11 protein-coding genes are annotated in these 11,770 nt (G+C 73.1%); 7 read left to right on the forward strand and 4 right to left on the reverse strand.

Features of this window, described 5'->3' with window-relative positions; translation table 11 throughout:
- The first annotated feature begins 72 nt into the window (after window positions 1–72).
- The 3 genes from RB614_RS37940 (at window position 73) to RB614_RS37950 (ending at window position 3,925) form a co-directional block, all read left to right on the forward strand.
- Window positions 73–1,200 (forward strand): PP2C family protein-serine/threonine phosphatase, encoded by a 1,128-nt coding sequence (locus RB614_RS37940; protein ID WP_308717542.1) that lies wholly within the window; start codon window positions 73–75, stop codon window positions 1,198–1,200.
- Window positions 1,201–1,578: 378 nt separating this feature from the next.
- The gene (locus RB614_RS37945) at window positions 1,579–3,438 is read left to right on the forward strand and encodes an acyl-CoA dehydrogenase (protein WP_308717543.1); all 1,860 of its coding nucleotides are present in this window, start codon (window positions 1,579–1,581) and stop codon (window positions 3,436–3,438) included.
- Between the two features lie 148 nt (window positions 3,439–3,586).
- A complete protein-coding gene (locus RB614_RS37950; RefSeq protein ID WP_308717544.1) occupies window positions 3,587–3,925 on the forward strand; it encodes a DUF6458 family protein in 339 nt (112 codons plus the stop codon).
- Window positions 3,926–3,931: 6 nt separating this feature from the next.
- Here RB614_RS37950 and RB614_RS37955 read toward each other — a convergent pair whose 3' ends face one another.
- Window positions 3,932–4,429, reverse strand: a complete 498-nt coding sequence (locus tag RB614_RS37955) for a SixA phosphatase family protein (protein WP_308717545.1) — start codon at window positions 4,427–4,429, stop codon at window positions 3,932–3,934.
- A 51-nt stretch (window positions 4,430–4,480) separates the two neighbouring features.
- Between RB614_RS37955 and RB614_RS37960 the strand changes: the two genes are divergently transcribed.
- Window positions 4,481–4,753, forward strand: coding sequence for a DUF6458 family protein (locus tag RB614_RS37960; RefSeq protein WP_308717546.1), 273 nt, complete (start codon window positions 4,481–4,483; stop codon window positions 4,751–4,753).
- Here the strand turns inward: RB614_RS37960 and trhA are convergent.
- The gene (trhA, locus tag RB614_RS37965) at window positions 4,744–5,367 is read right to left on the reverse strand and encodes a PAQR family membrane homeostasis protein TrhA (RefSeq protein WP_308717587.1); all 624 of its coding nucleotides are present in this window, start codon (window positions 5,365–5,367) and stop codon (window positions 4,744–4,746) included. The two genes, RB614_RS37960 and trhA, sit on opposite strands and share 10 nt — an antisense overlap.
- 117 nt (window positions 5,368–5,484) lie before the next feature.
- On the opposite strand from trhA, the gene RB614_RS37970 reads away from it, so the two are divergent.
- The 3 genes from RB614_RS37970 to RB614_RS37980 are packed head-to-tail and all read left to right on the forward strand — an operon-like array spanning window position 5,485 to window position 7,689.
- Entirely contained in the window at window positions 5,485–6,090 is a 606-nt protein-coding gene (locus RB614_RS37970) for a 5-oxoprolinase subunit B family protein (RefSeq protein ID WP_308717547.1), read from the forward strand.
- On the forward strand, window positions 6,087–6,932 hold the full coding sequence (locus tag RB614_RS37975; RefSeq protein WP_308717548.1) for a 5-oxoprolinase subunit C family protein: 846 nt from the start codon (window positions 6,087–6,089) through the stop codon (window positions 6,930–6,932). Before RB614_RS37970 ends, RB614_RS37975 begins: the two co-directional genes overlap by 4 nt.
- On the forward strand, window positions 6,916–7,689 hold the full coding sequence (locus RB614_RS37980) for a LamB/YcsF family protein (protein WP_308717549.1): 774 nt from the start codon (window positions 6,916–6,918) through the stop codon (window positions 7,687–7,689). Before RB614_RS37975 ends, RB614_RS37980 begins: the two co-directional genes overlap by 17 nt.
- A gap of 79 nt (window positions 7,690–7,768) precedes the next feature.
- On the opposite strand, the gene RB614_RS37985 is transcribed toward RB614_RS37980, so the two are convergent.
- Both RB614_RS37985 and RB614_RS37990 read right to left on the reverse strand, forming a co-directional pair.
- A complete protein-coding gene (locus tag RB614_RS37985) occupies window positions 7,769–9,604 on the reverse strand; it encodes an NHL domain-containing thioredoxin family protein (protein ID WP_308717550.1) in 1,836 nt (611 codons plus the stop codon).
- 192 nt (window positions 9,605–9,796) lie between these two features.
- Window positions 9,797–11,743, reverse strand: a complete 1,947-nt coding sequence (locus RB614_RS37990) for an LppU/SCO3897 family protein (RefSeq protein ID WP_308717551.1) — start codon at window positions 11,741–11,743, stop codon at window positions 9,797–9,799.
- Between the last annotated feature and the right edge of the window lie 27 nt (window positions 11,744–11,770).

Consider the following 11,770-nt stretch of genomic DNA (forward strand, 5'->3'; position numbering starts at 1 on the left):
ACTTTGCACCAGGTGGCCAAAACCCCATCGGTCGAGGGGTCAACTTCGTTCAGTCGCGCCCGTCGATCAGGCATGCTGTTCGGCGTACCCATGCGTTTGTTGCCGCCGGGCCGCCGCCCGTTGAGCCCTGGTTCCCGCGCCGGCCTCGGCGCGGCCCTTGTGCTGCTCGCACTCGTTTCCGCGATCGAGCTCGCGGACGGCTCCGAGGCCCGCTACATCGGCCTGATCGTGGCGGCGCCCTTCCTGGCCGCCGCGTTCGCCTCGTGGCGGGTGGTGCTGGGGGTCGGTGTGCTGGCCACTGCGGTGGGTGGGGTCTTCGCCCTGGCCGGGCGGGAAAACCGGCTCGCCAACCTGACCATCGTGGTGGGCATCGGCCTGGCCACGGGCATCGCGGCTGCGGTCGCGTTCATCCGGGAACGGCAGGCCGAGCGCATCGCCGAGCTCTCCCGGCTGGCTTCCGTGGCGCAGCAGGCGGTGCTGCGGCCGCTCGGTCCACAGGTGGGCACGCTGGCGGTGGCCGGGCGCTACATCTCCGCGACGGCGGCCGCCGACATCGGCGGTGACCTGTACGAGGCGCTGGACACGCCCTACGGCGTCCGCATGATCATCGGCGACGTGCGGGGCAAGGGCCTCGACGCGGTACGCCTGGCCAGCATCGTGCTCGGCTCCTACCGCCACGTGGCGTACGAGCGGGCCGACCTGCGCGCGATCGTGGCCGACCTGGACCGGGCGGTGGCCCGCAGCGTCGGCGACGAAGACTTCGTGACCGCGGCGCTCGTGGAGGAGCGGGGCGGCACGCTCACGATCGTCAACTGCGGCCACCCGGCACCGCTGCTGCTGCGCCGGGGCGAGGTGATCCCGCTGGAGCCGCCGGCGCCGGCGCCACCACTCGGCTTCATGCCGGTGGTACGCCCGCGGGTTGAGCGCCTCGAACCGGGCGACCGGCTGCTGCTCTTCACCGACGGGCTGGGCGAGGCGCGGCGGGATGGCGAGTTCTTTCCGACCGCCGACCGGGCCTGGCGGCTGCTCGGCCACGGCACCGTCGGCGACGGGCTGGCCTCGCTGGAGACCGCCCTGGTCGAGTGGGTGCACGGCCGCCTCGACGACGACATCGCGCTCGTGCTGATGGAGTACGCCGGCGCCCGTCCGGTCACCGCCGCCGCCGTGCCGAGCTGGGAAGTCGGGGCCCCGGAAAGCTGAGGGTCGGGCTCCGGAAAGCTGAGACCGGCAACGCCGGCGGAGCCCTGAAGCGCGGCTCAGCGGGCCCGGTGGCGGCCCACGTAGCGGCGGGTCAGGTGGGGCTCGACGAGCAGGTTGAGAAATTTGGCGATCATGGCGGCCTCCCCGGGTCCGTCCGCCTTCAGGTGGCGGGTATCCGACCCAACGAGGGGGCATCGACCGGCGTGACGAGACTGTCGGCGTGCCGACTTGTCTATCCGGCCTATCACCGCTAAAGGGACAAAAAATCGCCCTGTGGCGACGGTCACTTCGACCGTCTCCTTGTCGGCCCTTACTGGCCGGTAATAAAATCAACATTACTGACCGGTAACCACTGCCCGGGAGCGGGGGCCAGCAAGCATGACGCACTACAAGAGCAACGTCCGGGACCTCGAGTTCAACCTCTTCGAGGTCTTCGGCGCCGACGGGGAGGCGTTCGGCCGAGCGCCGTACTCGGATATCGACGCCGACACGGCCCGCAACATCCTGGGCGAGATGGACCGGCTGGCGCGCGAAGACCTCGCGGCCGGCTTCGCCGCCGGTGACCGGACGCCGCCCGTCTTCGACCCGGCGACCCACTCCGTCACGATGCCGGCGGAGTTCCGCAAGTCGTACGAGGCCTTCATGAAGGCGGAGTTCTGGCGGCTCGACCTGCCCGATGTGCTCGGCGGCACGCCCGCGCCGCGGATGTTCTGGTGGGCGCTGGCCGACCTGGTGCTCGGCTCGAACGCGCCGGTCTGGATGTACGCGTCCGGCCCCTCTTTCGCCACCACCCTCCACCGCGAGGGCACGCCCGAGCAGAAGGAGTGGGCGAAGCTCTTCGTCGAGAAGCGCTGGGCGTCGACCATGGTGCTCACCGAGCCGGACGCCGGCTCGGACGTGGGCGCCGGCCGCACCCGGGCGATCCCCCAGCCGGACGGCAGCTACCACATCGAGGGCGTGAAGCGGTTCATCACGAGCGGCGAGCACGACCTGGCCGAAAACATCATCCACTACGTGCTGGCCCGCCCGGTCGGCGTCGAGGGCGCCGGCGGCCCGGGCACCAAGGGGCTGTCGCTCTTCGTCGTGCCGAAGTTTCACTTCGACCCCGCGACGGGTGAGCTCGGCGAGCGCAACGGCGTCTTCGCCACCAACGTCGAGCACAAGATGGGGCTCAAGGTCTCCACGACCTGCGAGCTGACGTTCGGCGGGCACGGCGTGCCGGCCAAGGGCTGGCTCCTCGGCGACGTGCACGAGGGCATCCGGCAGATGTTCCTGATCATCGAGTACGCCCGGATGATGGTCGGCACCAAGGCGATCGCGACCCTGTCGACCGGCTACCTCAACGCGCTGGAGTACGCCAAGGAGCGGGTCCAGGGCGCCGACCTGCTGCAGATGAGCGACAAGACGGCGCCCCGCGTGACGATCACGCACCACCCGGACGTGCGGCGGTCGCTGATGCTGCAGAAGTCGTACGCCGAAGGGCTGCGGGCGCTGGTCACGTACACGGCGACGTGGCAGGACCGGATCAACATCGCCGAGGCGGCCGGTGACGAGCGGGCCGCCAAGGTCGCCAAGCGGATCAACGACCTGCTGCTCCCGCTGGTAAAGGGCGTCGGCTCCGAGCGGGCGTACGAGCTGCTGGGCCATGAGGCGCTGCAGACCTTCGGCGGCTCCGGCTACCTGCAGGACTACCCGCTCGAGCAGTACGTCCGCGACTCGAAGATCGACACCCTGTACGAGGGCACCACCGCCATCCAGAGCCTCGACCTCTTCTTCCGCAAGGTGGTCCGGGACGGCGGCAAGGCGCTGATGACCGTGGCCGCCGAGATCCAGGCGTTCCTGGAGAGCGAGGCGGGCAACGGCCAGCTCAAGGAGGAGCGGCTGGCGCTGGGCAAGGCGCTGGCCGAGGTGCAGACGATTCTCGGCACGATGACCGGATGGCTCGGCGAGGCGCAGGGTGGCGAGCCGCGCGCCCTGTACAAGGTGGGGCTCAACTCCCGCCGCCTCCTGCTCGCGCTCGGCGACCTGATCATCGCGTGGCTGCTCCAGCGGCAGGCCGAGGTGGCCCTGCGCGCGCTGACCGGCGAACCCTCCGCCGCCGACAAGTCCTTCTACGAGGGCAAGGTCGCCGCGGCCCGGTTCTTCGCGCACGAGGTGCTGCCGCGCATCGGCGCCGACCGCCGGATCATCGAGTCGACCACCCTCGAACTGATGGACCTGCCCGAGGACGCCTTCTAGGTTCCAGAGGACTTCGAGCTACCGCGACGTCCGCGGTGGTCCGGACGGGTGCGTTCCCGCGGCCTCACCCTCCGCGGTCGACAACCCCCGCCGGCCATCGCGGTCGTCCGGCCCGCCGCGCGGCTCGATGGTGCGGACTGTGCGCGATGTGTCAGTGCCCGGCATTTCGCTGCGCATCGCCCATAACGGACGCTGTAATGGTCCGATGGGCATCAGCGGCGGGATCTTCCTGATCGCGCTGGGCGCCATGCTGGCGTTCGCGATCCGTTTGGATCCATGGTGGATCGACATCGACATGGTCGGCGTGGTGCTCATCCTCGCTGGCGTAGCCGTGATCCTCGTGACCATCTGGTACTGGAAGGATCGGCGACGGCGCGTCATCCGCTCGTGGGTCGAGGAAAACCGGCTCTCCCACCAGACCGGCGACGGTGGCTCGCAGCCTCCGATCCCACCGGACGCGCCACCCCCACCGTCACCGTCCGGCTGAGACGCCCTAGCCGCGAGCGGTGTGGGTATCGGTCAGCAGGGCCTTGCCGGGCTCGACATCGGCCCACGCGCCCTCGAAGCGGTGCACCGCCAGCCCGCTCGTACGCAAGCCGTCGGAGTCGCGTGCCGCGGCGGGGTCGAGCAAGCCGGACAGGTCGGAGACGGTCGGGTTGTGGCCGATGACCAGCACGCTGTCGACCCCGCCGGCCACGGCGCGGATGAGGTCGAGCAGGTCGCGGGCGGTTCCCCCGTACACGATGGGCTCGTAACGGACCTCGGGCCCGGAACCGCCCAGCGCCAGGGCGACCCCGTGCCAGGTCTGGCGGGTCCTCTTCGCCGGCGAGCAGATGACCTCGGCGGGCAGCAGGTCGCGGCGGGTCAGCCAGGCGCCCGCCGCGGCGGCGTCGGCGTGGCCGCGGGCGGTGAGCGGGCGGTCGATGTCGGCGGTGCCCGCCGGGCGCTCGGCCTTGGCGTGGCGCAACAGCACGAGGGTGCGTTCCGTCATGCGTAACAGCTTGCCTGATTGAGGTACGAAACGCCTGGGTAAGCAACCCGTATGGGTATCGGTGGAAGCATTTTTCTCATCGCCTTGGGCGCGATTCTCGCGTTCGCGGTCGAGTTTGACGTCGGTTGGCTCGACATCAACGTCGTGGGCTGGGTGCTGATGGTCGCCGGGTTGGCCGGTCTCGTTCTCACCATCTGGTTCTGGCAGAACCGCCGCCGTACCACGGTCGTGCAGCAACCGACCGAGCGCGTGGTGCCCCTGCAGACCGAGCGGGTCGAGGAGCGCCACGAGGTGCGGCGCCCGAGCGGCCGGCTCTACGAGTAGAGCGCGAAGTAGATCGCGATGTGGTGGCAGAGCGCCGCCACCAGCGTGCAGGCGTGAAAGAACTCGTGGTGGCCGAAGACCGTCGGCCACGGGTTGGGGCGGCGTAGGGCGTAGAAGACGGCACCGACCGTGTACGCCACGCCGCCCACCATCAGCAACACCAGAGCGGCCGGGCCGCCGTGCCGGCCGATGTCGGGCAGCACGGCGATCGCGACCCAGCCCAGCCCCACGTACAGCGGTGCGGACGCCCAGCGCGGCGCGTGCGGCCAGACCAGCTTGAGCGCCACGCCGCCGACCGCGCCGACCCACACGATCGCGAGGAGGATGGTAGCGAGTCGCTGCGAGAGCAGGAGTACGCAAAACGGCGTGTACGTGCCCGCGATGAAGATGAAGATCATGGAGTGGTCGAGGCGCCGCATGATCTGGAAGCCGCGGGGCGACCACACCCGCCGGTGGTAGAGCGCGCTCGTGCCGAAGAGCCCGCACACCGTGAGGCTGTAGATCACGCAGCTCACCAGCGGTGCGACGCCGGGCCGGGTGGCGGCCAGCGAGCAGAGCACGATGCCGCAGACCGCGGCCACGAAGAACGCGTACGCATGCAGCCAACCGCGCATGCGCGGCTTGCCCACGTCCACCGGGCGGAGCCGGACAGGTGCCTGAGTCACGGCATCCAGGTTACGACACCGTAGGTTACTTGCAAGTAGAGCTGGGGCGTCAGGCACGATGACGTCATGCACACCCGCCGGGCCGGACGCGCCGCCCTCCTCATCGACTGCGCGGACGGCGCCGAGGTGGAAGCGTGGCGGGCCGAGCTGTGGCGCCGCCGCGAGCGGGGCGAGCTGGCCGCCGTCGAGATCGTCCCGGGCGCCCGCACCCTCCTCCTCGACGGCTTGGCCGACCCCGAAGAGACGGCCGGCCTGGTCGCCGGCTGGGCGCCGCCGCCACCCGCCAGCACCGCGCCGGGCCCGCTCCGCAAAATCCCCGTCCGGTACGACGGTGTCGACCTCGCGGCCGTGGCTTCAGAGTGGCGGGTGCCGGTGCGGGAAGCGGTGGAACGCATCGCCGGGACCGAGCTACGGGTGGCGTTCTGTGGCTTCGCGCCCGGATTCGCATACCTGACCGGGCTGCCCTGGCCGGTACGCCGCCTCGACACTCCACGTCCGCGCGTGCCCGCCGGCTCGGTGGCGCTGGCCGGCGAGTACGCCGGGATCTACCCGACCGCCTCGCCGGGCGGGTGGCGGCTGATCGGGAGCACCGACGCGCTCCTCTTCGACATCGACCGTGACCCGCCGGCCCTGCTCGCGCCCGGCACCCGAGTGCGGCTGGTGGCGGCGTGATCGAGGTGCTCTCGGCCGGACCGCTCACGACCGTGCAGGACCTGGGCCGGCCGGGCTACGCGCACCTGGGCGTTCCGCGCGCGGGCGCCCTGGACGGGCCGGCGTTGCGCCTGGCCAACCGCCTGGTCGGCAACCCGCCGGACGCGGCCGGGCTGGAGGTGACGGCGGGCGGGTGCGTGCTGCGGCTGGTGTCCGCCGGGACCGTGGCGCTGACCGGGGCGCATGCGCCGCTCTCCGTGAACGGCCGGCCGGTCGGTCTCGGCCTGCCCGTGCCGGTACGGGCCGGTGCGGTCGTCAGGGTGGGGCGGGCGGTGCACGGCGTGCGGTCGTACCTGGCGGTGGGGGGTGGGATCGCGGTCGAGCCGGTGCTCGGCAGCCGTTCGACGGACACGCTCTCCGGGCTGGGGCCGGCACCGCTGCGGGACGGCGACGCGTTGCCGGTCGGCGTGGCGGGCGAGCCATCCACTGTGGACTTCGTGCCGTGGCAGCCACCGCCGGCCTCGCTCCGGCTCCGGATCACGCTCGGCCCGCGGGCGGACTGGTTTACACCGGAGGCGGTCGCGGCGCTGCTCGGCACCGCGTACACGGTGAGCCCGGTCAGCAACCGGGTCGGCGCGCGACTCTCCGGCGCCGCCCTGACCCGCGCGGAGGCCGCGGAGCTGCCCAGCGAGGGCGTGGTGCTCGGCGCGATCCAGGTGCCGGCGAGCGGCCAACCGTTGATCTTCCTGGCGGACCACCCCACCACCGGCGGTTACCCGGTGATCGGCGTGGTCGACGACGTGACACCGCTCGCCCAGGCGGTGCCCGGCACTACGGTGAACTTTCATGGATCTCAACGCTGACCTGGGCGAGGGCTTCGGCGCCTGGCGACTCGGCGACGACGACGCGCTGCTCGACGTGGTCACCTCGGCGAACGTGGCGTGCGGCTTCCACGCCGGCGACCCGGTCACCATGCGGCGGGTCTGTGCCGCCGCCGCCAGCAAGGGCGTCGCGGTGGGCGCGCAGGTCGGCTATCGCGACCTGGCGGGCTTCGGGCGGCGCCGGATCGAGTACGCCTTCGACGAGCTGCGCGACGACGTGCTGTACCAGATCGGGGCGCTGGACGCCTTCTGCCGGGTGGCCGGGACGCGGGTGCGGTACGTGAAGCCGCACGGCGCCCTTTACAACACCGCGGCGATCGACGAGGCACAGGCGGCGGCGGTGGTCGCGGCGGTGGTCGACTACGACCGCGGGCTGCCGGTGCTCTGCCCGCCCGGTTCGGTGCTGGGACAGCTCGCGACGGGTGCCGGGCTGCGGGCGGTGGCGGAGGGCTTCGCCGACCGGGGGTACCTGGAGAGTGGTGCGCTGGTGCCGCGTTCCGCGCCGGGCGCGCTGGTGAGTTCGCCGGACGAGGTGGCCGCGCGGGCGGTGAGCATGGCCGTGGACTCGGCGGTGCGGACGGTCGACGGGACCGGGCTGCACCTGCCGGTCGAGTCGATCTGCGTGCACGGCGACACGCCCGGCGCGGTGGCGCTCGCCCGCGGGGTCCGGGCCGCCCTTGAGCGGGTCGGCGTCCGGCTCAGCCCTTTCGTGGAGGTCCCTGACCTCCGGGGGTTGTGAATCCACTGCGGAGGGTGAGGCCGCGGGAGCAACGGTCCGGACCACACGCGGACGTCGCGGTAGCCCAAATCCTTGTCTTCTAGGCGCCTTCGTCGAGGCCGCGCAGGACCAGCGGGAGTCGCATCGCGCCCTGCTGGGTCAGGCGGATCGGCACGCCCCAGTCCTGGCGGGTGAGGTGGCAGGCGGCGTGCTCGGCCTCTGCGTCGCAGGTGGCGGCCTGCGCGACCACCTGCAGCACGCCTTCGGGCACGGCGGGGTTGAGCACCAGGCGGCGGGTGAGCTCGGTGGTGGTGCCGGCGCCGTCGAGCAGGAGTTCCGGCGGGGAGGCCGACACCTCCAGGCGGGTCGACGGGCCGAACGACTCGTCGAGCTTTTGCCCCGGCGCCGGCGTGAAGACCACGTCGAGCGCCACCTCGCCGGCGGCGAGGTCGGTCGGGGGCCGCTCGGTGCGGTGGCGGGCGCCGGCGACCGTCGCGGCCCGCGGGATCGCGCCGGGCGCCAGCCGGACGATCCGGTGCGCGCCCGACTCCACCACGAGCACGTCGCCCTCGGCGGTGAGTACGACGTCGCTCGGCTCGGCCAGGTCACTCACCACAGTGGACACCGTGTCGGTGGTGGGGTCGTAGTGGCGTACGGCGCCGTTGTAGGTGTCGGCCACCAGCGCGGAACCGTCCGGCAGCGCGCACACGCCGAGCGGGTGCTGCATCAGCGCCTGGGCGGCCGGCCCGTCCATGTGGCCGAAGTCGAAGAGTCCCTGCCCGACCGCGGTGTGCAGCTCGCCGTCGCGGATGTAGCGGAGGGCGGACGTCTCGCTGTCGGCGAGCCAGAGCGTCGTCCCGCCGGTGGAGAGTCCCGATGGCTGGGCGAGCCACACGTCCGGGATCGGGCCGTCGCGGAGCGCCTCGACGGTGGTGCCCGCGTACACGCCGGTGGTGCGCTTGACCGGGTCGAACCACCACAGCTGGTGGATGCCGGCCATCGCGATGATCACCCGGCCGTCGTACCAGGCGGCGTCCCACGGCGAGGAGAGGTCGGCGGCGAGCGCGTCGTGCGCGTGGTTGTCCACAGTGGAACGCCAGGGGTGCCCGGTGCCGGCGATGGTGGTGACCTCGCCGGTGTCGAGACGTACGCCGCGGAGCAGGTGGTTGACGGTGTCGGCGACGAGCACGTCGTATCCGGCGATGCCGGCCGCGTGCTCGGGGAGCAGGCAGAGACCTTGCGGCTCGTTGAAGCTCGCCACGCCGGGCCCGCCGTCGGCGCGGCCCCGCCGGCCCGAGCCGATCCGGCGGACGAGTGTCTCGCCGTCGGGCGCCAGTTCGACCACCGAGTGGTGTGCCGAGTCGGAGACGAGCAGGTTGCCGCTGGGCAGGACGAGTGCCTTGCCGGGGAAGCGCAGGGCGGTCGCCGGGCTGGCCGGCGGCACGTACGGCCCGCCGCCCCGGTGCAGCGTCCCCTTGGCCTCATGGCTGGCGATCAGCTCGTCGATCAGGCGGCCGAGCCCTTCGGCATGCCCCTCGCCGGCCATGGAGGCGACCACGTACCCCTCCGGGTCGACCACGGAGAGCGTGGGCCAGGCCTTGGCCGCGTACTGCTGCCAGGTCTCCAGCTCCGGGTCGTCGAGGACGGGGTGCGCCACGCCGTACCGCTCGACGGCGGCCGCGAGCGCGTCGGCGTCCCGCTCGTGCTCGAACTTCGGCGAGTGCACACCGACGATCACGAGCACGTCGCCGTACTTCTCCTCGAGCGGGCGGAGCTCGTCGAGGACGTGTAGGCAGTTGATACAGCAGAACGTCCAGAAGTCGAGCAGCACGATCTTGCCGCGCAGGTCGGCGAGCTTGAGCTGCCGGCCCCCGGTGTTGAGCCACCCGCGCCCGCGCAGCTCAGGAGCACGTACGCGGGCGTGCCGGCCGGTCACTGCCCACCGCCTGTGGCCGGCGTCCGCCGATCACCCGCCGGCGTTCGCCCGGCTGGTCGGCTCTCTGCCGCGCGTGCGCGGCCGGCCGTTCGGTGGCTGGGTGGTCGGGCCGGCGTCTGGTGGCCGGCCGCCGGGGCGTGGCCGGGTGTTCGGTGGTCTACCGCTGGTGTGCGGCGGCGCGGCGTTCGGTGCTCAGCCACCGGCGGCGGGCTTGAGGCAGAGCACCTCGTCCTGACCGCCGTTACCGGCGAGCACGATGTGCGGCTGGCTCTTGTCGGCGCACTTGTCGGCGCTGGTCTCCTTCGACACGACGGTGAACGCATTCGGCTCGCCGCAGCCGGCCGCGACGGCGCCGGTGGAGCCGGACTGCTTGACGCAGGTGCCGACATCCGGGCTGAAGGCGCCGTCCGAACCGCGGGTGAAGACCCACACCGCGCCCAACGGAACGATCACCAGCAGCGCGGCGGCGATCACGACCAGCACGAAGACGCGCAGGTTGCGCTCCTTCGGCTCGGGCTTGGCGACCTGGGTCTCGACCGCCGGCTCGGGCTGGAACGCGTTGAAGCGATCCTGCTCACCGTCCGGCGCTCCACCCCAACCAGCGTTGGCGCCACCTTGGGGCCCCGCCTCGCCGCCTGGCGTCCCACCCCAGCCAGCGTTGGCGCCGGCCTGGGGTGGCCCCGGCGGGAAGCCCGCGGCGGGGAAGGCCGCAGTGCCCTGCGGAACGCCTCCCGGCGGACCCTGCGGGTGGCCATGCGGCGGCTGGAACGCGCCGGGCGGGTTGTGCGGGTCTTGCGGCCCGAATCCACCACCGGGCGGGCTGTGTGGTGGCTCGAACCCACCGGGCGGTCCGTGCGGCGGACCCTGTGGCGGCGGGAAGCCACCGGGCGGTGGCGGGTAGGTCGACGGCGGGTACGTCGTGGGCCCGGGCGGTGCGCCGAAGCCCTGGGGCGGCTGGTTGGGGACCATCGGCCCGGCGGGACTGCCCGGGGGCGGGCCCACTGGGCTGCCGATGCCGACCGGGCTGCCGGTCCCAGCAGGGCTGCCCGGCGGGGCGTCACCGTACGGGGAGCCGCCGGGAAAGACGCCGGTGGGCTCGGAGTACGGCGCTGCCGGAGAGCCGGGCGGCCCGGGCGGGGCGCTGGACGGCGGGGCCACCCGCGCGCTGGCCGTCACGCTGCCCTGGCGGGGGGCGGGTGGCGGTGGTGGCGGCGGGGCATCGTCCGGGTCGGCGGGTGCGGGCCGGCCGTACACGCGGGGCTGGGGCGTCGACACCGCTGGCGGTACCGGCTGCTCGTTGGGGGGTGGCGCGATCCGGCTGGCGACGGGCACCGAGGCGCTCGCCGATACCGGCTTGGGCTCCACGCCGGGCGCGCGTGGCTGCGGTACCGGCGGCGGGGCGTCCGGGGGCGGCGAGCCGAACTCGTGGCCGTTGGAGCCGAAGGGGCCGGCACCTGGCACCGAGGCGGCACCACTGGGGCGGGGAGCCGAGGCCCGCGCCGGCGGCGCCTCCTCGTCCATGCTGAACAGCCCGCGGCCGACCCCCGGGTCGCCGGGCGGCGGGGTGCCGAGGTGGGCACCGGGGATCCGTACCTCCTGGCCCTCGAACGGCCGGGGTGGCGGGGTGTCTTCGCGCTCGGGCTGCCGATGACCCGTACCGAAGCCGGGCTGGTCGTAGCCGCCGCGCTCGTCGTGCCCCTGCTGGGGCGGCTCGAACCCCCGGCCAGCCTCGAACGCGGCTGGCTCCTGCCGGCCAGGCTCGAACCCTCGGCCGGCCTCGAACGCCGCGGCCTCCTGGCGGCCGGGGTCGAAGCCGCCGCGCTCCTGGCGCCCAGGGTCGAAGACACCGGCCTCGAAGCCGCCGGGCTGGAAGCCGCCCTGGTCGCGGCCGCCGAAGTCGACGCCGCTCTGGTCGCGGCCGACGCCGCCCTCCGGGAAGCCACGGCCACCCGCGCCAGCACTCGGGCCGAACGGGCCGCCCGCGAAGCCGTTGGAGGCAGCGCGGTCGACGTCGTCCCGATCGTGATCGGCGAGACCGCCTTCGGGGTGCCCCAGGGCCTCGTACCGGCTCGGCGGCTCGGCCCGGCCTGGGCGGCTGGAGTCGAAGGCGTCCGGCCAGGCGGCACCGAAGCCGTCCACCTCACGTGGCCCGGAGGAGCCGCGCGG

The sequence above is a fragment of the Phytohabitans maris genome, from assembly GCF_031085175.1.
Classification (GTDB): domain Bacteria; phylum Actinomycetota; class Actinomycetes; order Mycobacteriales; family Micromonosporaceae; genus Phytohabitans; species Phytohabitans maris.